This window comes from Klebsiella aerogenes KCTC 2190 (assembly GCF_000215745.1).
Classification (GTDB): domain Bacteria; phylum Pseudomonadota; class Gammaproteobacteria; order Enterobacterales; family Enterobacteriaceae; genus Klebsiella; species Klebsiella aerogenes.
Map to the genome: position 1 here is coordinate 4,779,795 of NC_015663.1, position 24,035 is coordinate 4,803,829.

Consider the following 24,035-nt stretch of genomic DNA (forward strand, 5'->3'; position numbering starts at 1 on the left):
TTCTGAAAGGCTTAGCTCTCGGTTAATTCCGCAGCTCAGAGATTACTTTTTCCAAATATGTCACTTTTTCCTCTAATCGAATTCTCAACTTTTGCTCTTCTTTCAATGCTTCAATCAAAAGCGCCACGACTCCATTGATATTGATGCTACGAGCATCCTTCAACACAGTGCCGTCATTGAGTGTAAGTTCCGTCTTTGAAACCGCCTGTGGTAGCACTGCTTCCAATTCCTGAGCGATTACACCAGCTTCGGTAACGCCCTGCTTCAGATAGGTGTAACCACTAATAAAATCGAGCTTTTCTAACGCATTATCGATTTTCTCGACCTGAGTTTTCATACGTGCATCAGAGCTGCTATTCCAGGCACCATTAGTGTAGGCATGACCATCATTACGGAATTCATACCACCCCTGCGCGCCGCCATTAGCAACATGCAGGCCGAGGAAATGATGCTGACCAATACGCTCATAGTGATATAAGTCTGCGGATAAATCCCCCGCGCCCTGAACCCATAACGCATTGGTTTTACGGTCTTTATCATTGTTGACGTTACGGTTACCTGCAGCTTTAATCCATCCCTCTGAATTGCGTTTGGTAAACTGCCCGGCATCCAGTTCGGCATTTGACCGAACGCGCAGTTCGTTCCAGTTACCCTGCCAGTCGCGATAGGACAGCAGACCGTAATCTTGCTTGCCTGCATCTACCCGGGAGCCCATCATCATCTGGGTCGTGATATTACCGCTGGTAAAATCGGTATGAATGGAGGGGGCTGAATAGGTCTGTCCATTTATGATCGGCGACGGGCCGGTCGTACGCGCCGAAATGCCTGCATCATGCGAAACTACTGCCCCACCAGAAATGTCCACGCCATTACGGAGAGAAACTCGACCAGTTTTGAGATTGAAAGATAATGGGCGAAGGGTGTTCCATTGTCCGTCTTGCGCCTGACCTTCTGGAGTTACAAGAGCATAAAAGTCATTACCGTCATTGCGCAGGATGACACCCGTTTTACCACCCGCCAGACGAAAAGCGTTCTGTGATTTAGAAACCACCTCACCATCGGTAACCACACGCTTGCGCAACGTGGTCAGTGATTTCATTTCTGAAATATCGTCGTTAACACCGTTTAAAACTTGTGCATTGCTTTTTTGGTCAACCATTTCCATTTTTCCTTGTCGATTACGAAAACCTATACTGTATAAATACACATGTGTATTTATACAGTACTTATAGTCCTGATTTTTACGTTCGTCAACTTCACTATCGATTAAAGAAATGGTGACACTCTTTAGGCTGACATATGATTAACTAACTGAAATTAAAAGCAATAAATAGCCATAATGTTAACGTTGATTTGGTCACATCTACGATGTCTTTAGAGGTGCTCTGTCGACGCAGTTCAAGGATGTTTCAATGCACTGATCGCTAAGAGTGCCTCTTTTTTCACAAGGATTACCCAGCAAATTTGAGGATGATGTACTCGATTCCAGCGCCTCTACCAGCGCATCAATGTCTTCAATCTTTACAAACAGAACATCGTGGCCAAACTCTTTTGCGTGGGCAGCGCGACGCTTGAGGCTGGCTAACAGTCGGGTGAGATCAGTCATGGCAGGCATCCTTACTATTAGTCGCAGTCAGATTCTTGTTCACGATGGCATCCATCAGACGCAAAGCCGCTGCTTTCTGAGCGGAGACATTAGCAATGACCGTTGGCCTGGATTTTTCACAGCTAGCGCAAACACCATCCCAGGATGAAATGAGGAAAAAATCTTCGCGATCAGTGATGCCTGTATTCATTACCAGGTCTTCAATCATCAATGTTACCCCGCGAATTCCCCGACCTTCGCTTAACCTCTGCACTGCATAGCCGAAGGCATTAATCATTACTGCATGGAACTGGATATACTCGCGTTTGTACTCAGCCTGGTTCGTGCCTCGGCGAATATCATCTAACCCGGTCAGCATTAGCCACGCATTCCATAAGCCCTCCAGATCATCTTGTGAGCAGGAACCAGAGAATTTCGCAGTAGCATCACTAAGGGCTTTAAAACTTACCCACTTATCGCTTTTAGCGGGAACGACGTTATGCTCAAAATCGGTGACTTCAGAAAAGACATCGTGTGAGCTGATAAATTTAACCATCTCCTGCGCGTTCTTATCACGCCTGTTATAGGCCATGTTGATAGCCGCAGATGGCTTCGAAACATTGTTGTTAATGTCCGAGAAAAACTGCTGTCGAGTCTTCAGTGGCAACTGGAGAGTAAGCATCATCGGTACGTGGATCGGCTCATCAATGGTGCGGCAATACTCCGCAATACCGGCTGCGCGATGCTGACCATCAAACAATTTAATCTCTGCATCCATCGGGAATCGGGCCACCCCGACATTAGTGTTTCCGAACTCTTCGAATTCAACATACGAGTCGCAGTTACCTACCAGCGGTGGAATGATAAATGGCTCTTTGTTTTCGTATGCTTCAACGAGATACTGATAAAACTTTTTCGCCCGGGCTGGGTTCAGTTCTCGCTGTGAGCGTTCAAGAGTGTCCCCATAATTATCACTGGCAAGGACTCGCGTTAGTGTCCGAGCAGGAACAGTCAGCATCAGGACAATTGAACCACCCTGAGTTCCACGTGATGCGGGGAACTCAAAGAAATGATCGCCAACTTTACTCTTCTTGCTCGTTGCCAGTGCTGCTGTGAGTTCTATTTCGTTATTCATGCCTGCGCTCTCCCGTAGACCGCTAAAATTCGTTTCATAACCGGGCTCTGCCGGCACTCGTTGAAAATCTGATTGGTGCTCTTCTGGCCGGAGGTTTCTTCCTCGGTAGCCAGCCGGTAGTGAACCGTTCGCCATACCTTCGCTACTGCTACCAGTACGCCCTGCTTTGCCAGAATGTTTGCCGCCTGATTGATACAGCTGTGCGACATGCCAGAGGCTTCAGCCACATCCGGTGAGCTGCAGGTTTTGTGTGTCATGAGGTAATTCAGAATTGCGTCTTTGCCGGTCATTGTTTGCGCCCTCTCAGTCCGTGCTTCTCGCGAATTTCAGCCAGCCTGGCCAGTCCCTGCATGCGTGATAACGGCTTACCACCAAGGACAGGAAGTTGCTTAACGGGCTCCGGAATCGTCTCTCCTGAGTTAATTCGGTTAGCCATGCGCGCCAGTTCCTCTGATGCTTTGTGGCGCAACTCAGCGTCGCTGAGGCCGTTTGCGCGCATATTCTGGTACAAGGATGTAACCAGCCAGTAGTGCGCGCTGGACTCCCAGGGGTAGGACTCGGCATCCGGATACTGTCCGCGGGTGCGGCAATACTGGTAAATCATGTCCACCAGCTGATCGGCGTTAGGTAACCCGGCCGCCGCAGCTTCTTCAGCCTTGCACCAGGCAACAAACTGACCGGGTGACGGAAGGAATGGGCGTTCCTGACGACGGGCGACCCGCATACCAGCCGCAACCTGCTCCATGGTAGTGATGCCGTTCTCCCTGAATGCCAGAACCCACTGGCGCCGGATTTCGTTCATCTCGGTCTGGTCACGGTTTGCAGTGGTTGCCGGGAAAGCTGCCAGCAATTGGCTGAACACGCTGTTGATGACCTGGGCCACCTGCTCAAGCTGCGGTTTCTCGTCGTACTGCTCCGGCAGGTTGTGCGCAACGCGGCGCATCTGCTCTCGGTCAAAGTTATGCATCTGCTCTGCAAGGCTTTTCATAGCTGCACTCCGTAAATCCAGTCAGTGTTGGTCAGGTCAACCTTCGGCTTGTCGGCAGTAATTCCGTTGGTCTGCTTACCTCGCTTGATATCGAGCTGAGTCCACTTTTCGCGAAGGGTTGATGGGCACAGGACATTGCCCTTCCAGAATTTTTCTTCACAGGCCCACTTGAACAGCGAGGCGATTTCCTTGTGGGTGCGCTTGTCACGCTCCCGCATCAGGCGGATATCATTCGCCCAGGTGGCGTAGTTCGGTTTTCTTGCAGAGGGGGCGATGCCCTGTACGACGGTGAACAGCCATTCAGCACAGCGGAGGTCTTCAGAGTTGCCCCATTTTGTGCCGCTCTGGATCGCTGCTTCTGGTCTCAAAACAGGAGTTTTTTTTCCGGGCTTGTCAGAGGATTCGTCAGAATTCTCGGACGAAGAGTTATTTATATTCTTGTTATTACCTTCTTGTTCATGATGTGCGGGGAATTGTGCGGCCTTATGTGCGGCATACCCTTCCGAACCCGCACCATTACTGGCTTCGTCATGTGCGCTTATATGTGCGGCTTTATGCGCGGGTAAATCGTCCATTTTTTGAGCATATTCGAGATAGTTTTTAATGGTGATCACCCTGCCTTTTCGCTTCTCTCCCTCGATGGTGATCATCCCTTCGCGAACGAAAACAGACAGCATTCTCTCCACTGCGTCACGGCTTGTCGGATTACCCTGACGGTCACACAACTGAAGCCCAAGATCTGCAGCAGTGACGACCAGTTGACCGGGTTGCAGAGGCCATTGCTTGCCCTTGAAGAAGGCCGTATATGGCTGTCTGGCGGCGTCAATGAGAAGGTTTTCCCACAATGTGCGCAGGAACACGTCTTTAGCCCATGACTTCTTCTTGATGCTCCGGTACAACGGGACGTAACCAGACTTCTGGTTCTCCATCCTGTTGCTCCTAGCGGCTGAGTGTGCCGCGAAATTGGCGTAAGCTACGTTCGACACAGTTAAACCTCCTGCGCCTGGCGTTTTTGATTAGCGTTTGTCATAATGACCTCGCAATTGACTCGCGTTATTGCATCGAAGGCTGGCTGTGTTGGCGCACAACAGTCTTCACCCATTCCTAACGTCTTCACATAACCCCCAGCATCGATGTCACCATCGTCATCAGTGGGCCTACCTGCTCCGGCATGAGGCGAAACAGCGAAGCGATACCCTCGCTTACCTCCTTCAGTTTCTGATGCTCAGGCGCATTTGCCTGCTTGGCCTCTGCACACTCTTTCATTGCAGAAGCTATCAACGACATGGTGTCGTTTTGCGGCGCCAGCTTTGTTCGGAATTCCAGTGGTAATACAGCCATGATTGCCGGAGTCAGCTGGCGAACGTTCTCGCGGTACTGTTCCGAATCAAACCGGTTATCCAGGAAGCGAAAGAGTTTCTGCCGGGCCCGGCTGATGTCGTCAGGAAAGCTGATTGAATTGCCGCCCTGCTCCCGGTACTCGTTGATAATCAGAGCTGATACCACGTCCTGATTGTCGATAGCTGACGCCCAGGCTCTTACTGCATCGCGGATCAGCTCATGATCGTGATCCTGTTTTGTTTGAGCGCGATTTATCATCGCGGCCGGAACGAATCCGGTATTGTGGTGATACGTAAGTGATTGCATCGATTTCCCTTCGTGGTTAGGCCGCTGTATCACGCGGCGATGCGAATACCAGGCTTTCTTTGAGGACCGGAGCCTGGCGATGAAAATGCTTCGTGCCTTTTTCGATAGCAGATGCCATTTCTGGTGATGCCCGGCGATTTCCGTATGCAATCTGGTCCAGATACCCTGGCGTCGTGTTAGCCAACTTTGCGAGCTGTGCCCATTCGTCGGTAGTGGCGGTCTTGCGCCAGCGGTGTAGTTCAGTGCTCATTGGTGTCTCCGGGTGAGTCGTTTGATTTGGAGTTTAGCGTTATGCTAAATACTACGCAAGCAACATTTAGCAATTTGCACATTTATCGATTTGCTAAAAGCAGTAACAATGCAGGGATGGAAAATAAAGAAATCAGAAAAGCCAACCTGGAAGCGCTGTATGAGAAGCGCCAGCACGAGTCTGGAATGACCAAGGCGCACTTCGCCGAACTCATCGAGACAAGTCCGGCTGCCCTTAGCCAGCTCCTGGGACCGACCCCTCATCGCAATATTGGCGATAAGATGGCTCGTAAAATTGAAACCGCTCTTGATCTGCCTTTTGGCTGGATGGATGTTTTACACTCTAATGAAGAACCTTCGAACGTTGCATTTCGAGGACTGAACGATACAAAAGGAAGTTATCCGGTAATAAGCTGGGTAAGCGCGGGGCAATGGATGGAAGCTGTAGAACCTTATCATCGAAGAGCGATTGATCGCTGGTATGACACGACCGTTATCTGTTCGGAAGATTCATTCTGGCTGGACGTCAAAGGAGACTCCATGACCTCCCCTGCAGGCCTGAGCATTCCTGAGGGAGCGGCTATCCTAGTGGATCCTGAAGTGGAACCTCGCAACGGGAAGCTGGTTGTTGCAAAGCTGGAAGGCGATAACGAAGCAACCTTTAAGAAGCTTGTAATCGATGCAGGCAGGCGCTTCCTTAAGCCTCTTAACCCCGCTTACCCAATGATAGAGGTTAATGGCAACTGTAAAATTATCGGTGTAGTGGTTGATGCCAAGATACTGAACATTCCATAGCCTGACACAATACCTATCAAGCCCGCCATTGTGCGGGCTTTTTTACACCCTAAATTCCTGCCCAGTAAATTTTTAATCGCTTATTAATCAATACGCTAAATCCAACCGATGAATAATTTAGCATATTGCTATTGATATTAATTTAGCATAACGCTAAATTCACTCCATCGAAACGAAACACCGACAACTGAGCGAAGTTAGCCAGAGGTTAAGTGGAGATTCGGTCAGTCGAACGGCGCGACAGTAAACCATGCGTCGGGCGCCCGGCGGGCTCAGGGAGAGCGGCAATGGTGCGTATTCAAACGACTTTCATACCTCAGTCGCTTCATCGAGGCGGCTTAGTTATGACAACCGGCGGCCATCCACCGCCAGAGATTAAGCGCAGAAGTCTTTCTTGTTCCGCTGGCCGGCGATAAGGCAACGAGGGTGATATGAATCACGATGAATTTGATGATGGTCGTTGCGGTATGTCGCGGCGGTGCTGGCGATACATGGTCCGCTTCTGCATTGGCTTGATAGCAATATACCTGCTGATTGCCTTATTTGTGATGGAGGTCTTCCATGATTAGTCAGCACTACGGTACCCAGACCGTTAACCGCGGCGCCGTTCAGCCAGGCATGCTGGTTAAGCATCGCGACGGCACCTGGACTGCATCAGCTCACAAGCGCGGGAAGTTATACCTTCACCGCGGCTGCGAACGTACCTACACCAAAGCCCTGCTTATCGAGATTTACCTCGATGGGCGCGGAAACGGATTAAGCAACTAACCTGTCATTTATTTGGCCCGTGAGGCGCGAGCTTGAATTCGAGGTTGTAAAGCTTGCCATCAGGCGCTCTAAAATCGACTTCAAAGAAATCAGGCGGATTAAACGGATCAGGTGCATTTTTTGCGATACACGTAGAACGCCACGCTATATGTCCACTCTCACCTAAACCAAGTGAACGTGATTTCCACCAGTCATACCATGACTGATCGCTTGGCTGGTCACTACCCTTTTCCTTCACAAACCAACGATTCCGTTTAGAACGCCTACCCATCTCTTCGGTTGGGTACATCGGAGTTGGCAATTTTTTATCAATCAGCATCTGGTCACCTTATTTGTCGCCGCTGCGCTTCATACATTCTGAGCCGTCATGCTGATTAATCAAGTTTCACATTGAAAGGCCGGGCTGGCTTCATGCAGCCGGGCTCTGCACATCCAAATTTCAGGAGTTCAGACATGAACGAATTTCTCACTTACGACTGCATTGAAGATCGTCGTTGGGTTGAGCAACAGCTTTCCGAGGAAAAAGAAAAGTGGATTGACGACCGGGCGCAGGAAATTATCGACGCCCTGCCGAAAGAGCCGTCAGGTCTGTTCCTCTTCTCTGTACCGATGGACAAAAGCCCATACGAAGGACTCCGCAGCGATGCCGCCGGAGAGGCATATAACGATTTCATTTCGGCAGTTGCTTACTCCCAGGCGGAATACGACTGGGAACACCGTACCGGCTGCCCGTTTTAATTTTTGAGGGGATTAACGATGGCAAACGAATTAACAATCACAGCGAGCGCGCTGCAGGAAAAAGGCATCGACGTCGCTACTTGGAGCGCGCTGAAGAACAGCATCTACCCTGGCGCCAAAGACGAATCTGTGATGATGGCGCTCGATTATTGCCGCGCCCGCCAACTGGATCCACTACTGAAGCCTGTCCACCTCGTGCCGATGAGCGTCAAAGATTCGAGAACAGGGAAAAGTGAATGGCGCGACGTGGTCATGCCGGGAATCGGGCTTTACCGCATTCAGGCAGATCGTTCCGGCGATTATGCTGGGGCGCGGGAACCAGAATTCGGTCCCGACGTAACTCAGACGCTTACTGGTGTCGAGGTTACCTTCCCTCAGTGGTGCAAATACACCGTTTTCAAGCGCATGCCGAGCGGCGAGATCGTCGAATTCAGCGCCAAAGAATACTGGATTGAAAACTATGCCACCGGCGGCCGCGACACCACGGCGCCGAACGCTATGTGGAAAAAGCGCCCATACGGCCAACTGGCGAAATGCGCAGAAGCCCAGGCGTTGCGTAAGGCATGGCCTGAGATTGGACAGCAGCCTACAGCCGAAGAGATGGAAGGTAAAACGCTGGAATTGGATGTGCGTGACGTTACTCCGCGCAGCACTACAGAGGAGCTCCCCCTAGTGGCCAGCGATGAAACGCTGCAGGCAATCACCGATCTCTTATCGTCACTGAATAAAGACTGGGAACAGGACTTCCTGCCTCTGTGCAGCAACATTTTCAAGCGTGATATTTTCCAGGCATCACAACTCACCGAAGAAGAAGCGCAGAAAGGCTATAGCTTCCTCCAGAAAAAAGCGCAGGTGGCAGCATGACACCTGAAATTATCATGGCCAGGACCGGCATTGACGTAAACAACATCCAACAGGGCGATGAGGCGTGGCACCGGCTGCGCCTCGGCGTCATCACTGCCTCCGAAGTGCATAACGTCATCGCCAAGCCAAGATCTGGGAAGAAGTGGACAGACATGAAAATGTCCTACTTCCACACCCTACTCGCCGAGGTATGCACCGGCGTCGCGCCAGAGATAAACGCCAAGGCGCTGGCCTGGGGTAAGCAGTACGAGGAAGACGCCCGCACTCTTTTTGAGTTCACCACTGACGTGAAAGTCGCGGAGTCTCCGATCCTGTTCCGCGACGAAGGCATGCGTACCGCCTGCTCACCTGACGGCCTGTGTAATGATGGCCGCGGCCTTGAGCTGAAGTGCCCTTTCACCTCTCGCGACTTCATGAAATTCCGGCTTGGCGGCTTTGAGGCTATCAAGTCAGCCTATATGGCCCAGGTGCAATTCAGCATGTGGGTAACCGGCAAGGATGCCTGGTATTTCGCGAATTATGACCCTCGCATGAAGCGAGAAGGCATTCATCACGTGGTTGTTGAGCGCGACGACAAATACATGTCCGACTTCAACGAAATGGTGCCTGAGTTCATCAGCAAGATGGACGAATCGCTGGAAGAGATCGGCTTTACCTTCGGGGAGCAGTGGAAATGAAACGCACTCCATTTTATCGCAGGCCCGGCAAAGTCGGGAAATTCTCCGGACTCCGCGAACGCGTGATCTGGATGATTCAGACGCGCGGCCGCCCTGTAACCGGCAGCGAAATAGCGGAGAAATTTGGCGTGTCGCTTATCGAATTTAACCGCGTTGCTAACAGCATAACCAGGGGAGAAGGCCGTATTGCGCAGCTGGCCGCATCGAAAACCTGGCTCAATGAGGATGGAATCTGCGATCGCACCTTTGATTTGATCACAAGGCCAAAGGTCATCACCCCGCAGGGCAAAACGCGCCTGTTCACTAAACGCTCGATAGCTCAGGCCGCTTCTGGTAACCGCCAGAAATGCATTGATAAAGCGGCCCGGCGCCGCCGGCTTATCGCATCTGGCCTCTATATCGATGAGATGGAGTCAGTCCTATGAACCGCTACTCACTTATCTATGCCGACCCTGCCTGGTCTTACGGGAACCAGATCAGCAACGGCGCCGCCGTCGATCACTACCCCACCATGAGTCTGCTCGATATGAAACGGCTCCCTGTATGGGAGCTCGCCGCGGATAACGCTGTGCTCGCGATGTGGTACACCGGCACCCATAACCAGGAGGCGGTCGCGCTTGCTGAGTCGTGGGGTTTTACGGTGCGCACGATGAAGCTATTCACCTGGGTGAAGCTGAACCAACTGGCCGAGTTACGCATTAATAAAGCGCTGGCAGAGGGAGATGTGACCGACTTTTACGACTTCCTCGCCCTGCTGAATGCAGAGACGCGCATGAACGGCGGCAACCACACTCGCGCCAACACGGAAGACGTGCTGATAGCCACCCGCGGCGCCGGGCTGGAACGCAAGCATGCCGGCATTAAGCAGGTGGTCTACAGCCCGCTCGGAGCTCACAGCGAGAAACCGTGGGAAGTGCGCCACCGCCTGGAGTTGCTATACGGCGACGTGCCGCGCATTGAGCTGTTCAGCCGCAGCGCAGCGCCAGGCTGGAGCCACTGGGGAAACCAGTGCGCCACCGCTGCCGTTGAGCTGATCCCCGGCTGCGCCATCGACGTTGTGAAGACGGAGGCAGCATGACACCAGCCGACGAAAACGCCATCCGCGCCGCCTGCCGCCGTTGTACGGAGGAAATCAAACAGGATATGCGTAAAAAGCCAAAGCCTAACTGGGACGCAACGGTTAAGCCCATCATCAAGAAACACCACCAGCAAATTGCACCTCTGGGAGTTAGCCTCCTGGAGTTAGTCGTCAAAACTGGCCGCCTTAACGGGCGGTTTGGAGCAGAACAATGAGCAAATACAGAAAAGGCGCGGTATATCTCCGCAAAATGAAAGCCGGAGATAAATCGAATGACTTTCGCACTTATATGCGCATGGCGATGTTCAGTGACAAAAAAGCCTGGAAACACCCCGAGAAGATTAAACCTGTCGTGCTCGTTCAATATGGGATGAAGAATATCGTAAGCGTCTTCATGAATATGGATGACGCTACCGGTTGTCTGTTCAGTGGGGCGATTGAAAAGCGAGCGCGTAACTCCCGACACAATCCGCTCCGCGGTATGCGTTACACAAAAGGCGACTTGAAGAAAGCTTTTCGAAAGTGGGCATTCAAACACAACGCGGAACATGCCGCATGAAGGCACTAATCACCAGTTCTCCATCGCGGCCTTTTTTATTGCTGGCGTTCACCTTCAACCGAATTAACCGACAGTTCTGGGAGCGTTGACCATGGACATCATCGATACCGCAGCAGAGATTGAAGAGCTTCAACGTAACGCTGCCCTTTCCGCTCGCCGCATAAATCACAACGCCGTATCAGCTGAGCATTGTAGTGAATGCGGAGAGAATATCCCGGCGCCGCGGCGCGCTGCCGTTCCTGGCTGCCAGACATGCGCGGAATGTCAGGCAGACTTAGAGCTGATTATGAAGCAGAGAGGTAAGTGACATGCATTCCTTGCAAGACGTACACAACAAGTTAGCCGATCTTGTATCAGAGGCGCACAAAGTAGCGTGTGCCCTCGATGTTGGTGACGAGCGCACTGAAGCTTTCGAGCTATACGAGGCACTACGCCGACTTCAGCGCCAAGGTGCAGCAGCTGAGCTTCTTTCCGCGACCAACCCTCTTCTGGCCTCTCCTTATTACGACGAGGGCTGGGAAGAAGATGAAGATGACTAATGCAACTTATAGCCAGTTATGAGCTGGCTATTGGGTGCGAAAACACCGCCTCCATTATCCCTTTTACCCGGCCACGCGCCGGGTTCTTTTTGCCTGGAGAACACCATGAGCGAAGTTATTCAGCTGACTCCTAATAAGTGGGTTTCGGAAGAAGTGCTGATGACGATCACCGGACTCACCAAAAACGCTATCAAATCGGCCCGTGAAAAATCCTGGATGGAAGGTCGCGAGTATCGGCACTATTCCGGAGACTGCCAGCCTAAGGACAACTCCCCTATCCTCTACAATCGCTTAGAGATAGACAACTGGGTTGAACGTCAGCGCCCGGCGATCCCGCGCCAGAAATCTGTTTAAATACCCCAGTGATTCACAACAAGGAGAACACATGAAATATCCTACCGGGGTAGAAAATCACGGGGGTAGTTTGCGCCTGTGGTTTATATATAAGGGTGTAAGGGTTCGGGAAAATCTCGGTATACCTGACACCCCAAAAAACAGGAGAATGGCAGGAGAACTGAGAACGACCATTTGCTATGCCATCAAGATCGGCACGTTCAATTATGTCGAGCAGTTCCCGCAGTCTTCAAACCTTGGGCGATTTGGCCTGACGCGCCCAGGGATTACTGTTGGAGAACTCGCCAAAAGATGGTTGGAGCTTAAAAGGATGGAAATTACGCTTAACGCCTTCAACCGTTACCGGTCTTACATCAAAATTTGCTGCGAATTACTGGGCCCAGACAAATTGCTTTCCAGTATTAACACGGAACAGATTCTGGTAGTGAGAAAGGAGTTACTTACAGGGTTCCAGATTTGTGGGAAACACCAGAAGAATCGCTCCGCCAAAAAAGGCCGGACAGTGAGAACAGTAAATGTCTACCTTAACTGTCTTGGAGGTATGTTTTCTTTCGCTAAGCAAAATGGGTATATCGACAGAAACCCATTCGAAGGCATTGATCCTCTCAGGAAGAGTAGATCGGAACCAGATCCACTTACCCACGAAGAATATTTCCGACTTCTTAACGCTTGCCCATCAGAGCAAATAAAAAATCTGTGGATACTGGCCGTTAACACTGGACTACGTCACGGAGAAATCAGTGCGCTGGCTTGGGAAGATATAGACCTGAAAAAATGGACAATCACTGTAAGCCGCAACATTGCCATTAAAGGACATTTCACCCCGCCTAAAACAGAATGCGGAAACCGGGAAATAGTGCTCACCGACGCAGCAATACAGGCTCTGAAAAGCCAGATGGCTTATACCCGGATGGGCAAACAGCATCAAATAGAAGTGCATTTGAGAGAGTTCGGCAGAACCAGAACAGATGCATGTACTTTCGTATTTGTTCCGCGGCTGACTGCAAGGAATGGAAAAGGTGGAGACTGGTATGCACCTGGTTCATTCGGCGCGACGTGGAATGATGTGCTCAAGAGAGCCGGCATTCGCCATCGCCGTGCATATGAATCAAGACACACTTTCGCATGTTGGGCATTAAGTGCAGGAGCAAATCCAAACTTCATTGCCTCACAGATGGGCCACACTTCAGCGCAAATGGTTTACAACGTTTACGGAAAATGGATGACTGACAACAACAGTAATCAGATGGCGATACTCAACGCAAATTTTGGAGGTTTTGCCCCATCCATGCCCCAGGCACTAAATCAGTAACCACTTTTCCCTTTCATTTCAACGTGTCATTGCGCCCAGTCTGGTTTGTTTAAAATATGGTCCTGCCAGTCGACGACGGTAGACTCTTTTACCGCTATATGGCGCACGGAAATACGTTCGCCGTGCATCGCCACTTTTGAGCCGGTCAGCAGCGGGTGCCAGTGCGGCAGCGCTTTACCTTCCGCCAGCAGTCGATAGGCGCAGGTGTGCGGCAGCCATTCGAAAGTCGGCAGATTATCACGCGTGAGTTTGATGCAGTCCGGTTCGTACTCGAAGCGACGCTCGTAGTTGCGGCACTGGCAGGTTTTAATGTTGAGCTGACGGCAGGCGACGTTGGTAAAGTAAATCTCGTCGGTATCTTCATCCATTAGCTTATGCAGGCAGCACTGTCCGCAGCCGTCGCACAGTGATTCCCACTCCGCGTCGGTCATTTCATCCAGTGTTTTTTGTTGCCAGAAAGGTTGTTCGCTCATTGGGATGTCCGTCATTACAATTCAGGGTGCACCTTATAACCAGTCTGGCACGCCGATGCAAGTTTTGCCGCCCCAAAAGGCGGCAAGCGGACGTTACAGCACGCGGGTGGATAACGTCAAACCATTGAAGCCGACTTCCAGCTCATCGCCGCTGGCGAGCGGCCCGACCCCCTCCGGTGTCCCGGTCATAATGATGTCGCCCGCTTTCAGCGTAAAGAAGCGCGACATATAGGCAATTAGCGGTACGATCTTATGAATCATATCCGCAGTCGTCCCCTGCTGGCGAACTTCACCATTAATCTTCAGGCTTAGCGGCATATTTTGCGGATCGCCGTTGAACTCGGCGACAGGAATAAAACCGGAGATTGGACAGGCGTTATCGAACCCCTTAGCTTTCTCCCACGGTTGCCCGGCCTTTTTCATCTTGCCCTGAATATCACGCAGGGTGAGATCCAGCGCCACGCCATAACCAGCAATCGCCTTACGCACGTGGTCTTCGCTGGCCTGGCGCAAGGTGCTGCCGATCAGCACCGCCAGTTCAACCTCATGATGCACCGAGCCCAATCCTTCAGGCAGTACCAACGGCTGGCGGATATCGCATAGCGCCGTTTCAGGTTTAATAAACAGCACCGGTTCTTCCGGCATCGCGCTGCCCATCTCCTTAATATGTTTTGCGTAATTACTGCCAACGCAAACCACTTTGCTCACTGGATAATCCAGTAACTCACCCTGCCAGTTATGATGTTGGTACATTATTTTCCCTCAATGGGTTAATCGGATTTATTCCCCTGTTCCGCGAGGTGTTTCTTAAGTAGATTCTCAGGAGGGGGAGGAAGTTGGAGGTAATAGCCCTGATCGACGAGCGCTTGTTTTACTTTTTCGAGGTCAGCGTTAGCCAGCGTCTTGCGCCCGTCGAGCGGCAGCAACATGGTCATCTGCGGGGTGCCGAAGCTTGCTATCAGTTCCGGCGGGACGCGCGAGAAATCGTCCTTTTTTTCGACATATAAATAGGTTTGTTCACGTTTAGTACTTCGATAGATCACACAAAACATAGTTTTACTCGGAATTAGACCCGTGGTCACTTGCCTCAATATATGAGTGACTATAACATGCCTTTTAGTCTTCGGAATATCACCGCACTTCGGCGGATGATAAACAGCAAATTGAGTAAGGCCAGGATGTCAAATACGCCAATCGAACTTAAGGGCAGTAGCTTCACCTTATCTGTCGTTCATTTGCACGATGCAAATCCCGAGGTTATTCGTCAGGCGTTAGAAGACAAAATCGCCCAGGCTCCCGCTTTTTTACGTCATGCACCGGTCGTGGTCAACATCAGCAGTATTGAAGAGAGCGTCGACTGGCGCCCGATGCATGAAGCTATCGTCGCCACCGGTTTACGCATCATGGGGGTGAGCGGTTGTAAAATTTCCCGCCTGAAAACGGAAATCGACCGCGCCGGGATCCCGCTACTGACGGAAGGAAAAGAGAAAATCGTTCGTCAGGCGCCGCCGCCGGAACCCGTTGAACCGCCACCAGTTGCTACGCCGATCACAAAAACGCGTTTGATTGATCTGCCGGTACGTTCCGGTCAGCGCATTTATGCGCCACACTGTGATCTAATTGTTACAAACCATGTGAGTGCCGGAGCGGAACTTATCGCTGATGGTAACATCCATGTGTATGGCATGATGCGGGGACGTGCGCTGGCTGGCGCAAGCGGCGACAGAGATGCCCAAATATTTTGTACTAACCTCTCGGCGGAACTGGTGTCCATCGCAGGGGAATATTGGCTGAGCGATAACATCCCAGCTGAATTTTATGGCAAAGCGGCGCGCCTGCGTTTAGGCGACGGCGCTTTGACAATTCAACCGTTCAATTAATCCCTTTTTAACAAGGAATTTCTATGGCACGCATTATTGTTGTGACTTCGGGTAAAGGGGGCGTTGGTAAGACCACCTCCAGCGCGGCCATCGCTACTGGTTTGGCCCAGAAGGGAAAGAAAACTGTCGTTATCGACTTCGATATCGGCCTGCGTAACCTCGACCTGATTATGGGATGCGAGCGTCGGGTGGTTTATGACTTCGTCAACGTTATCCAGGGCGATGCCACTCTCAATCAGGCGCTAATCAAAGATAAGCGTACTGAAAATCTCTATATCCTTCCGGCTTCTCAGACCCGTGATAAAGACGCGCTGACCCGCGAAGGTGTAGATAAAGTTCTGGAAGAACTGAAAAAGATGGACTTCGATTTTATTGTCTGCGACTCCCCGGCAGGCATCGAAACCGGCGCGCTAATGGCGCTGTACTTCGCTGACGAAGCCATCATCACCACTAACCCGGAAGTCTCCTCCGTACGCGACTCCGACCGTATCCTTGGCATTCTGGCCTCCAAATCCCGTCGCGCGGAAAATGGCGACGAGCCGATTAAAGAGCACCTGCTGCTGACGCGCTACAACCCAGGCCGCGTGAACAAAGGCGACATGCTGAGCATGGAAGACGTGCTGGAAATTCTGCGCATCAACCTGGTGGGCGTGATTCCGGAAGATCAGTCTGTACTGCGCGCATCGAACCAGGGCGAGCCGGTGATTCTGGATACCGTTTCAGATGCGGGTAAAGCCTATGCGGATACTGTGGATCGTCTGCTCGGAGAAGAACGTCCTTTCCGCTTCATCGAAGAAGAGAAGAAAGGTTTCCTCAAACGCCTGTTCGGAGGATAAATTATGGCATTACTCGACTTTTTTCTCTCGCGAAAAAAGAACACGGCTAACATTGCGAAAGAACGCCTGCAAATCATCGTCGCGGAGCGCCGCCGCGGCGACGCGGAACCGCATTACCTGCCGCAGCTGCGCAAAGATATCCTGGAGGTCATCTGTAAATACGTGCAGATAGACCCTGAGATGGTCAGCGTTCAGCTGGAACAGCGTGATGGTGATATTTCGATTCTCGAGCTGAACGTGACCCTGCCAGAAGCTGAAGAGTCGAAACCCTGACCTTGTTGTCGCATTAACGGCATCTCGCCGTAGCATTAAAAAAAACCGGCCACGCAACGCGCGGCCGGTTTTTTATGGCCTGAATGACACCAGGCGCTAGCGAGGATAGTCGTTGAGCAGCGCGTTCAGACGCTCGGCCATCAATTCACCGCGCCAGCCGGAAACCAGCTCCGGCTCGCCGTTTTTCGTTTTCAGCTGCCAGTGCCAGTTCAGCAGTTGGTTGATCTGGCGGCGAGACGCCAGTAGTTCGGCGCTCACGCCCTTCTCGGCGCTCACTTCCTGTACCAGCGCTTTAATATCTTTAAAGGCTTTGCGGTATCCCGGCATATCGATCAGGTTTTGCAATGGCTCAGGCAGCGCAGATTCCGGCAAGGCCTGCGCTTTCTCAACCAGGCTAATCAACGTTTTGCCGTGGAAGCGAATTTCGCTACCGGATAAACCCAGACTATCAAGCTCACCGAGGCTGGTCGGCATATAGCGCGCCACGCTCCACAGATGCTCTTCGCGTACCACAAAGTTCACCGCCAGGTTACGCTCGCGCGCTTTGCGCAGACGCCACTCCGCCAGCAACTGCAGGCAGCCCAGCTGACGTGTACGCAGTTGCCAGGCATTGCCGATTTCCCGCCACGCCTCCGCCGGGTCAAGGACTTCCTGACGGCGCTGCTGCATCAGGTGGCACTCGTTCAACGCTGCCGGCAGCCAGCCCGCATGGTCGGTTTCCGCCATTAATTTGCTGGCGATCGGCAACAGATACCAGACATCGGCGGCCGCGTATTCGCACTGACGCTCGGTCAACGGTCGGGCCAGCCAATCGGTACGTGATTCGCTTTTGTCCAGCGCGACGCCGGAATACTCTTCAACCATTGAAGCAAAGCCCCACGACATCGGGCGCCCGCAGAAAGCGGCCAGAATCTGGGTGTCGATCAGCGGCTGCGGCATCAGGTTGAACGCGTTGAGGAAGACTTCTAAATCTTCGCTGCCCGCATGCAGATATTTGGTGACATTTTGGTTAAGCAGCAGCTCGCGCATCGGCGCCCAGTCGTTGATGGTCAACGGATCGATCAGAGAAACCTGTTTGCCGTCGAACAGCTGCAGCAAACCAAGCTGCGGATAGTAGGTGCGGGTGCGAACAAACTCGGTATCCAGCGCAACCGCGGGCGCCGAACTTGCCGCTTCACAGATAGCGCGCAGGCCATCGTCGGTGGTGATCATCTGATAGTTCAAATCATACTCTCTTAACTTGCGCCCATAAAAAACGCCGGCTTAGCCGGCGCAGGGCGACTCACTCGTTGCTTAGCCTTTATTGTCTACTTTAGCACGGGCTTCGTCACGCAGTTCTCGTCGTAAAATTTTGCCGACGTTGGATTTCGGCAGTTCATCACGAAACTCCACCAGCTTCGGCACTTTGTAGCCGGTCAAATGGCGACGACAGAAAGTAATCAGCGCTTCTTCGGTTAACGCGGCATCTTTCTTCACCACAAAGATCTTCACCGCTTCACCGCTGCTGCCGGAGGGTACGCCGACGGCTGCCACTTCCTGTACGCCGGAGTGCTGCATCACAACATCTTCGATTTCATTCGGATAGACGTTAAAACCGGAAACCAGAATCATATCTTTTTTACGATCGACGATCCGCAGGAAGCCTTCATCATCCATCACCGCGATATCGCCGGTATGCAGCCAGCCATCTTTAATGATTTCATCGGTGGCATCCGGACGCTGCCAGTAGCCCAGCATCACCTGCGGCCCTTTGATGCAAAGCTCGCCCGGCTCACCCGGCGCGACTTCATTATCGTCATCATCGACCAGCTTGGCTTCGGTCGATGGCACCGGCAGGCCGATGCTGCCGCTGTGATAGTCGATATCATGCGGGTTGACGCTCACCAGCGGCGAGCACTCCGTCAGGCCGTAGCCCTCCAGCAGATACTGGCCGGTCAGTTTCACCCAGCGCTCCGCTACCACCTGCTGCACCGGCATGCCGCCGCCGGCGGAAAGATGCAGCGAAGAGAAATCAAGCTGCTGGAATTCTTTATTGTTCAATAGCGCGTTAAACAAGGTATTCACCCCGGTCATCGCGGTGAAAGGATATTTTGCCAGCTCTTTTACCAGACCCGGAATATCGCGCGGATTGGTAATCAGCAGGTTCTGCCCGCCAAGTTCGATAAACAGCAGGCAGTTCATGGTCAAAGCGAAGATGTGATAGAGCGGCAGCGCGGTCACCACCAGCTCTTTACCGCGGTGCAGTAGCGGACCGTAGGTCGCATTCACCTGTTCAAGGTTAGCCAGCATATTGCGGTGGGTCAGCATCGCCCCTTTCGCCACGCCGGTGGTACCGCCGGTGTACTGCAGGAAAGCCAGATCGTCCGCGACGATTTCCGGCTTCACGTACTGCATACGGTAGCCATGCTGCAGGGCGCTACGAAATGAGATGGCGTCCGGTAGATGATATTTCGGCACCAGCCGCTTAATGTACTTCACCACAAAGTTGACCAACGTCCCTTTGGCGGTGGAGAGCTGGTCGCCCATCCGCGTCAGGATGACGTGTTTTACCTGGGTTTTATCAACGACTTTCTCCAGGGTATGTGCGAAGTTGGAAACGATCACAATCGCCGCCGCGCCGCTGTCATTGAGCTGGTGCTCCAGTTCGCGCGGGGTATACAGCGGGTTAACGTTGACGGCAATCATTCCGGCACGCAGGATCCCAAACAGCGCCACCGGGTATTGCAGCAGGTTAGGCATCATCAGCGCGACGCGATCGCCCTTCTGTAGCCCTAAACCTTGCTGGAGATAAGCGGCGAAAGCGCGGCTGCGCTCTTCCAGCTTACGGTAGGTCATCACCTCGCCCATGTTGATAAATGCCGGCTGATCGGCATAACGGGTGGTGGCGTGTTCAAACAATTCAACCAGGGATTGATAGCGGTCAGGATTTATCTCCGCCGGAACATCGGCGGGATAACGGTTTAGCCAAACCTTTTTCACTGCTTCACCTCTGAAATAGTTATTCGTCGTCATCACAGCCCCTGATCAACAAACATTTTGTTAACATTATATTAACTCAGCGTACCAGTTTATTAATTAGGCGTTTTTCAGGTTGCGAAGCGCGTCACTATTTATTTTTCTTATGAGACTTAAAAACACGAAACAGCGGGCTAGCCGCTGTTTCCATTCCATTATAAAAACAACAAAATCATTCCGTTACGACATTTCTGACCTCAGCCGGGCCCGGATTATACCAACCCCAGCCACCGTATCCGTAGCCCCAGGGGCGCGGACCGAGCATCCACGGGTCAATGGGCTGCGGCGGCATCACCACCTGCTGCACCACGTTCCAGCGCTTATAGCCGGTGGCGTTCATCAACATGAATTTATACGGCGTTGCGCCAACTTTACCGTCGACAACGCCGCTAATCGGCCCAACCACGGTGACCAACTGGCCACGGAAATCGACCGGATCGAGGAAACCGTTCACGTCGGCGAGGATACGGCCGCGCGAAGGTTCGCCCAGTTCCGGTCGCGCGCCGCTATCCAGCGGTACGGTGGCAATCTCTAAGCGGGTTTTCCCCTGCTGGTTCTGCACGTTGACAACCTTACCGCCAAAACGCGCTTCCTGGCCGATATACAGCTGCGGCGCGTTCATCACCCGCACTAAATCCTGCTGCGGCGTAGGGCTGGTGCCTTTAATAGCATCCGGCACCGATACGCAGCCGCTTAGCGCAACGGCAACCGCCGCGGCTAACAGCCAACGAACGCCCTGTTTTTGACCCGCCATAATGCGACTCCTTCTCTCAGTCTTCTCTCTACTGAGATTCACTCGCGGCCAGGAAGTTTCTTCCACGCCACTTCGTTTCGCAAATAAACGGGTTCCGCATGCTCAACGGCCACGGTTTTTCCCGCCGCCAGCAGCTGAATGGCCAGCGGCAGCATATCTTCTGCCGCCGGCAGTTCGACCTCGCCGCTGCTCAAGGTCAGCCCGCTCTCTTTCGCCAGATCCGGCCACGCCTGCCAGCCGGTGCCGACGGTAGCCCATTCGCCGGAAAGCCGCGCCAGGCGGTCGGCAACCGCAGCCGGTTTGAGGACCGCTTCTGTTTCTTCACCGTGCCAGACGCCATCTTCGTCGCGCTGATACTCGGCCCAGTAGACCTCGCCCATACGCGCGTCAATAGCCGCCAGCACACGAGTAGCGCCGGTTTTGCGCCACGCGCCCTGGGCCATCGTCGCCAGCGTAGAGACGCCGATCATTGGCAACTCAGCGCCCAGCGCCAGTCCTTGCGCAATACCGATACCAATACGTACGCCGGTAAAGCTGCCCGGACCGCGGCCAAAGGCCAGCGCGTCCAGTTCATTCAGCGTAGTGCCGCTTTCAGTGAGGACCTCCTGCACCAGAGGCAGGATACGTTGGGTGTGTTCGCGAGGACAAATTTCAAAATGGGCGCTCTGGGCGCCATCATTCCACAGCGCCGCGGAGCACGCCTCCGTGGCGGTATCGATAGCCAAAATTCGCATGGGTGGTCACGCTCTCGTTACATATTCCAGGCTTTAGGGCGGTAAATTCATTGACTGACGGACTCACCGCCGCCGCACCGCCCGAAATCCATTGGGGATAGCTGATTTACAAAATGGCGCGCAGCTTACCACATTTTGCGACGGATTACCTTGCCGGCGGTACAGCGAGAAAGCGCACTGCCCGGCGGATATCGCGGGTACGCGGCGCGGGTGGCAGGCTGGCCAGGAACACGGCGCCGTAAGGACGCATCACCAGCCGGTTGTCACAGATAACCAGAACGCCGCGATCGTCAATATCGCGGATCAGGCGCCCGACGCCCTGTTTGAGGGTAATGACGGCATCCGGCAACTGCACTTCATCGAACGGGTCGCCGCCGCGCAGTCGACAGTCTTCCATTCGCGCTTTGAGCAGCGGATCGTCCGGTGAGGTAAAGGGCAGCTTATCGATAATCACCAGCGACAGCGCGTCGCCGCGCACGTCGACCCCTTCCCAGAAGCTACTGGTCGCCACTAATAGCGCATTGCCGGCACTAACAAACTGCTGCAGCAGTTGACCTTTACTGGTCTCCCCTTGCAGCAGTACCGGCAGCGTCATGGTAGCGCGGAACTGCTCCGCCAGGTCGCGCATCATGGCGTGCGAGGTACATAGCATAAAGCAGCGGCCGTCGTTAGCTTCGATCAGCGGTTTCAGCATTGCCGCCAGATGGCGCGCCGCGCCGGGCTGGTTCGGCAGCGGTAAATTGCGCGGTACGCAGAGCAGCGCCTGATGTTGATAATCAAACGGGCTTGGCAGCAACAGCGTCTGCGCGTCATCGATGCCGAGGCGGGCGGTAAAGTGGTGGAGATCGTCATTCACCGACAGCGTCGCCGAGGTAAAGATCCAGCTCCCCGACTTTTGCGCCATCACCTCTTTAAACTTCTCCGCGACGGTCAACGGCGTCAGGGCGAGGGTAAAATGCCGTGACGTGCATTCATACCAGTAGCTATAGCCCGGCTGATTAATCTCTTTAAGCCGCTTCAGGCGCCCGCGGTAGAGCGTCGCGCGCTCAAAGGCGGCGTCGAGCAGCGCCGAGCGGCCAAGGGAGAGTTTGGCGACGTCATAACACAGTTCAAGCGCGTCATCGAGCAGCAGCAGCGCGCGCTGAATGTGGCTATCCGCCAGCAGTTCGCGCAGATTGCCGCGATAGCCCGGATCGCCCAACTGCAGACGGAAATCCTGCGCGCTTTGCGCCAGACGATCGGCGCATTTTTGCAACTGTTGGGTATCTTTCAGTTCAGTACGGTAGGCAATGGTGATGTCTTTGGCCAAATCCAGTAGCTGGCGGCTGGAGAGCGACTGGCCAAAATACTGGCTGGCGATATCCGGCAGCTGATGGGCTTCATCGAAGATCATCACTTCCGCTTCGGGGATCAGTTCGGCAAAGCCGCTCTCTTTCACCACCATATCGGCAAGGAACAGGTGATGGTTGACCACCACCACATCAGCATCCATCGCCTTCTTACGCGCTTTCACCACAAAGCAATCTTTATATAACGGGCAGTCGCTGCCGAGACAGTTATCGTTAGTGCTGGTCACCAGCGGCCAGGCCTGAGAATCTTCGGCGACGCTGGCGCAGGTGCTGATATCGCCATCCTGCGTCTGATTAGACCAGGAGCGCAGAAGAATTACGTCACTTAACGTTTGTACCGGCAGATCGCCGCCCGCCAGCGCCTGCTGCTCAAGGCGTTCAAGGCACAGGTAGTTTGAGCGCCCCTTTAATAGCGCCAGTTTACCGGTGAATTTAAGTGCTTTGGCGACGGTCGGCAGATCGCGGCTATAGAGCTGATCCTGCAGCGCTTTCGAACCCGTGGAGATGATCACCTTTTTCTTCGCGCGCAGCGCGGGCGCCAGATAGGCGTAGGTTTTACCGGTGCCGGTCCCTGCTTCCACCACCAGCGGCCGGGAGGCGTCAATGGCTTCACTCACCGCGATCGCCATCTGGCGCTGCGGTTCGCGCGGCTTAAATCCCGGTATCGCCATGGCCAGCTGGCCGTCTGCTGCAAAATCGTCGATCACGTTGCCCCCTGGTTATTTGGACAGTGATTATGTCAGGGAGGACGGCGTTTCGCCAGCCCGGGTAGTGACGCGGGCGGAACATTGTGGCAGTCTTGCCGCAGCCAAATGGATAGAACAAAGAGGAAAGATAAATGACAATTACGCGTATTGATGCCGAAGCCCGCTGGTCTGATGTGGTGATTCACAACCAGACCATCTACTACACCGGGGTGCCGGAAAATCTCGACGCCGACGCGTTTGAGCAGACTGCCAACACCCTGGCGCAAATTGACGCGGTGCTGGAAAAACAGGGCAGCAATAAGTCACGTATTCTTGATGCCACCATTTTCCTCGCCAATAAAGATGATTTTGCGGCGATGAATAAAGCCTGGGACGCCTGGGTAGTCGCCGGTCACGCGCCGGTGCGCTGCACCGTACAGGCGACCCTGATGAAGCCGCAGTATAAAGTTGAGATTAAAATCATCGCCGCGGCGTAATTACTCGTCTTCGTCGTCATCTTCGAAGCGCGCTACGATCCGGTCACCGGTGTGCGTGGCGCGCAGTTCATCGGCCACCAGGGCGATTGCCTGGCCGCTGCTCATTCCCTGCGCCATCAATTCCTGAATACGTTCGACCGCTTTTTGCTGTTGCTCATGGCTCAGCGAAGGTAAACCTGCAAACATCACTCACTCCTGCTACATTGTGGGGCGTAATTATTTCACGCCGTCCGCCATTTCGCCAGTGGGC

General features: G+C 53.2%; 35 protein-coding genes. 17 read left to right on the forward strand and 18 right to left on the reverse strand.

Annotation, left to right across the window (positions count from 1 at the left end; genetic code table 11):
* Positions 1-22: 22 nt before the first annotated feature.
* The 8 genes from EAE_RS22595 to EAE_RS22630 all read right to left on the reverse strand — a co-directional run bounded on the left by EAE_RS22595 (position 23) and on the right by EAE_RS22630 (position 5,605).
* Positions 23-1,276 (reverse strand): tail fiber domain-containing protein, encoded by a 1,254-nt coding sequence (locus EAE_RS22595; RefSeq protein ID WP_326880762.1) that lies wholly within the window; start codon positions 1,274-1,276, stop codon positions 23-25.
* Between the two features lie 87 nt (positions 1,277-1,363).
* The gene (locus EAE_RS22600; protein WP_015705901.1) at positions 1,364-1,606 is read right to left on the reverse strand and encodes a hypothetical protein; all 243 of its coding nucleotides are present in this window, start codon (positions 1,604-1,606) and stop codon (positions 1,364-1,366) included.
* Complete coding sequence (locus EAE_RS22605) at positions 1,599-2,720, reverse strand: DGQHR domain-containing protein (RefSeq protein WP_015705902.1); 1,122 nt, start codon at positions 2,718-2,720, stop codon at positions 1,599-1,601. Before EAE_RS22605 ends, EAE_RS22600 begins: the two co-directional genes overlap by 8 nt.
* Entirely contained in the window at positions 2,717-3,010 is a 294-nt protein-coding gene (locus EAE_RS22610) for a winged helix-turn-helix domain-containing protein (protein WP_015705903.1), read from the reverse strand. Before EAE_RS22610 ends, EAE_RS22605 begins: the two co-directional genes overlap by 4 nt.
* Positions 3,007-3,708, reverse strand: coding sequence for a replication protein P (locus tag EAE_RS22615; protein WP_015705904.1), 702 nt, complete (start codon positions 3,706-3,708; stop codon positions 3,007-3,009). Before EAE_RS22615 ends, EAE_RS22610 begins: the two co-directional genes overlap by 4 nt.
* Entirely contained in the window at positions 3,705-4,637 is a 933-nt protein-coding gene (locus EAE_RS22620) for a replication protein (RefSeq protein ID WP_015705905.1), read from the reverse strand. The genes EAE_RS22615 and EAE_RS22620 overlap by 4 nt, the downstream gene beginning before the upstream one ends.
* Positions 4,638-4,821: 184 nt before the next feature.
* Complete coding sequence (locus EAE_RS22625; RefSeq protein WP_015705906.1) at positions 4,822-5,355, reverse strand: toxin YdaT family protein; 534 nt, start codon at positions 5,353-5,355, stop codon at positions 4,822-4,824.
* Positions 5,356-5,371: 16 nt separating this feature from the next.
* A complete protein-coding gene (locus EAE_RS22630) occupies positions 5,372-5,605 on the reverse strand; it encodes an antirepressor (RefSeq protein ID WP_015705907.1) in 234 nt (77 codons plus the stop codon).
* 41 nt (positions 5,606-5,646) lie between these two features.
* Between EAE_RS22630 and EAE_RS22635 the strand changes: the two genes are divergently transcribed.
* Both EAE_RS22635 and EAE_RS22640 read left to right on the forward strand, forming a co-directional pair.
* A complete protein-coding gene (locus EAE_RS22635; protein WP_015705908.1) occupies positions 5,647-6,399 on the forward strand; it encodes a S24 family peptidase in 753 nt (250 codons plus the stop codon).
* Between the two features lie 561 nt (positions 6,400-6,960).
* Positions 6,961-7,167 (forward strand): phage encoded cell division inhibitor protein, encoded by a 207-nt coding sequence (locus tag EAE_RS22640; RefSeq protein ID WP_015705909.1) that lies wholly within the window; start codon positions 6,961-6,963, stop codon positions 7,165-7,167.
* A 4-nt stretch (positions 7,168-7,171) separates the two neighbouring features.
* On the opposite strand, the gene EAE_RS22645 is transcribed toward EAE_RS22640, so the two are convergent.
* Positions 7,172-7,486, reverse strand: a complete 315-nt coding sequence (locus EAE_RS22645) for a hypothetical protein (RefSeq protein ID WP_015705910.1) — start codon at positions 7,484-7,486, stop codon at positions 7,172-7,174.
* Between the two features lie 134 nt (positions 7,487-7,620).
* Here EAE_RS22645 and gamL point away from each other — a divergent pair, with 134 nt between their 5' ends.
* From gamL to EAE_RS22700, 11 genes are all read left to right on the forward strand, one after another.
* The gene (gene gamL / locus EAE_RS22650) at positions 7,621-7,905 is read left to right on the forward strand and encodes a host nuclease inhibitor GamL (RefSeq protein ID WP_015705911.1); all 285 of its coding nucleotides are present in this window, start codon (positions 7,621-7,623) and stop codon (positions 7,903-7,905) included.
* 18 nt (positions 7,906-7,923) lie between these two features.
* Entirely contained in the window at positions 7,924-8,769 is an 846-nt protein-coding gene (bet, locus tag EAE_RS22655) for a phage recombination protein Bet (RefSeq protein ID WP_015705912.1), read from the forward strand.
* Positions 8,766-9,446 carry a lambda exonuclease family protein gene (locus tag EAE_RS22660; RefSeq protein ID WP_015705913.1) on the forward strand — a complete coding sequence of 227 codons (681 nt, stop codon included), beginning with the start codon at positions 8,766-8,768 and terminating at the stop codon, positions 9,444-9,446. The genes bet and EAE_RS22660 overlap by 4 nt, the downstream gene beginning before the upstream one ends.
* Complete coding sequence (locus tag EAE_RS22665; RefSeq protein WP_015705914.1) at positions 9,443-9,871, forward strand: hypothetical protein; 429 nt, start codon at positions 9,443-9,445, stop codon at positions 9,869-9,871. Before EAE_RS22660 ends, EAE_RS22665 begins: the two co-directional genes overlap by 4 nt.
* The gene (locus tag EAE_RS22670) at positions 9,868-10,524 is read left to right on the forward strand and encodes an MT-A70 family methyltransferase (protein WP_015705915.1); all 657 of its coding nucleotides are present in this window, start codon (positions 9,868-9,870) and stop codon (positions 10,522-10,524) included. Before EAE_RS22665 ends, EAE_RS22670 begins: the two co-directional genes overlap by 4 nt.
* Positions 10,521-10,739: a hypothetical protein gene (locus EAE_RS22675; protein WP_015705916.1), complete on the forward strand. Its 219-nt coding sequence runs from the start codon at positions 10,521-10,523 to the stop codon at positions 10,737-10,739. The genes EAE_RS22670 and EAE_RS22675 overlap by 4 nt, the downstream gene beginning before the upstream one ends.
* Entirely contained in the window at positions 10,736-11,083 is a 348-nt protein-coding gene (locus tag EAE_RS22680) for a hypothetical protein (RefSeq protein WP_015705917.1), read from the forward strand. Before EAE_RS22675 ends, EAE_RS22680 begins: the two co-directional genes overlap by 4 nt.
* A gap of 91 nt (positions 11,084-11,174) precedes the next feature.
* On the forward strand, positions 11,175-11,390 hold the full coding sequence (locus EAE_RS22685) for a TraR/DksA family transcriptional regulator (RefSeq protein WP_015705918.1): 216 nt from the start codon (positions 11,175-11,177) through the stop codon (positions 11,388-11,390).
* Position 11,391: 1 nt separating this feature from the next.
* Entirely contained in the window at positions 11,392-11,622 is a 231-nt protein-coding gene (locus EAE_RS22690) for a hypothetical protein (RefSeq protein ID WP_015705919.1), read from the forward strand.
* 105 nt (positions 11,623-11,727) lie between these two features.
* On the forward strand, positions 11,728-11,976 hold the full coding sequence (locus EAE_RS22695; protein ID WP_015705920.1) for an excisionase family protein: 249 nt from the start codon (positions 11,728-11,730) through the stop codon (positions 11,974-11,976).
* 31 nt (positions 11,977-12,007) lie between these two features.
* A complete protein-coding gene (locus EAE_RS22700) occupies positions 12,008-13,288 on the forward strand; it encodes a tyrosine-type recombinase/integrase (RefSeq protein ID WP_015705921.1) in 1,281 nt (426 codons plus the stop codon).
* Between the two features lie 26 nt (positions 13,289-13,314).
* Here the strand turns inward: EAE_RS22700 and EAE_RS22705 are convergent, their stop codons facing one another.
* The 3 genes from EAE_RS22705 to EAE_RS22715 form a co-directional block, all read right to left on the reverse strand.
* On the reverse strand, positions 13,315-13,761 hold the full coding sequence (locus tag EAE_RS22705; RefSeq protein WP_015366058.1) for a YcgN family cysteine cluster protein: 447 nt from the start codon (positions 13,759-13,761) through the stop codon (positions 13,315-13,317).
* A 93-nt stretch (positions 13,762-13,854) separates the two neighbouring features.
* Complete coding sequence (locus EAE_RS22710) at positions 13,855-14,514, reverse strand: fumarylacetoacetate hydrolase family protein (protein WP_015366057.1); 660 nt, start codon at positions 14,512-14,514, stop codon at positions 13,855-13,857.
* Between the two features lie 17 nt (positions 14,515-14,531).
* A complete protein-coding gene (locus EAE_RS22715; RefSeq protein WP_015366056.1) occupies positions 14,532-14,813 on the reverse strand; it encodes a YcgL domain-containing protein in 282 nt (93 codons plus the stop codon).
* A gap of 126 nt (positions 14,814-14,939) precedes the next feature.
* On the opposite strand from EAE_RS22715, the gene minC reads away from it, so the two are divergent.
* Genes minC through minE form a run of 3 tightly spaced genes read left to right on the forward strand, consistent with a single transcriptional unit; the run spans position 14,940 to position 16,750 of the window.
* Complete coding sequence (gene minC, locus EAE_RS22720) at positions 14,940-15,641, forward strand: septum site-determining protein MinC (protein WP_015366055.1); 702 nt, start codon at positions 14,940-14,942, stop codon at positions 15,639-15,641.
* 23 nt (positions 15,642-15,664) lie between these two features.
* On the forward strand, positions 15,665-16,477 hold the full coding sequence (minD, locus tag EAE_RS22725) for a septum site-determining protein MinD (RefSeq protein WP_015366054.1): 813 nt from the start codon (positions 15,665-15,667) through the stop codon (positions 16,475-16,477).
* Positions 16,478-16,480: 3 nt separating this feature from the next.
* The gene (minE, locus tag EAE_RS22730) at positions 16,481-16,750 is read left to right on the forward strand and encodes a cell division topological specificity factor MinE (protein WP_015366053.1); all 270 of its coding nucleotides are present in this window, start codon (positions 16,481-16,483) and stop codon (positions 16,748-16,750) included.
* A 96-nt stretch (positions 16,751-16,846) separates the two neighbouring features.
* Here the strand turns inward: minE and rnd are convergent, their stop codons facing one another.
* From rnd to yoaA, 5 genes are all read right to left on the reverse strand, one after another.
* Positions 16,847-17,962, reverse strand: coding sequence for a ribonuclease D (rnd, locus tag EAE_RS22735; protein ID WP_162184108.1), 1,116 nt, complete (start codon positions 17,960-17,962; stop codon positions 16,847-16,849).
* Positions 17,963-18,043: 81 nt separating this feature from the next.
* The gene (fadD, locus tag EAE_RS22740; protein WP_015705923.1) at positions 18,044-19,729 is read right to left on the reverse strand and encodes a long-chain-fatty-acid--CoA ligase FadD; all 1,686 of its coding nucleotides are present in this window, start codon (positions 19,727-19,729) and stop codon (positions 18,044-18,046) included.
* Positions 19,730-19,937: 208 nt separating this feature from the next.
* Complete coding sequence (locus tag EAE_RS22745; RefSeq protein WP_015705924.1) at positions 19,938-20,519, reverse strand: Slp family lipoprotein; 582 nt, start codon at positions 20,517-20,519, stop codon at positions 19,938-19,940.
* Positions 20,520-20,557: 38 nt separating this feature from the next.
* Entirely contained in the window at positions 20,558-21,253 is a 696-nt protein-coding gene (gene tsaB, locus EAE_RS22750) for a tRNA (adenosine(37)-N6)-threonylcarbamoyltransferase complex dimerization subunit type 1 TsaB (RefSeq protein WP_015705925.1), read from the reverse strand.
* 145 nt (positions 21,254-21,398) lie between these two features.
* Entirely contained in the window at positions 21,399-23,309 is a 1,911-nt protein-coding gene (gene yoaA / locus EAE_RS22755; protein WP_015705926.1) for a DNA repair helicase YoaA, read from the reverse strand.
* A gap of 131 nt (positions 23,310-23,440) precedes the next feature.
* Between yoaA and EAE_RS22760 the strand changes: the two genes are divergently transcribed.
* Positions 23,441-23,785 (forward strand): RidA family protein, encoded by a 345-nt coding sequence (locus tag EAE_RS22760; RefSeq protein WP_015366047.1) that lies wholly within the window; start codon positions 23,441-23,443, stop codon positions 23,783-23,785.
* Here EAE_RS22760 and EAE_RS22765 read toward each other — a convergent pair whose 3' ends face one another.
* On the reverse strand, positions 23,786-23,971 hold the full coding sequence (locus EAE_RS22765; protein WP_015366046.1) for a YoaH family protein: 186 nt from the start codon (positions 23,969-23,971) through the stop codon (positions 23,786-23,788). It abuts the gene before it with no gap.
* Between the last annotated feature and the right edge of the window lie 64 nt (positions 23,972-24,035).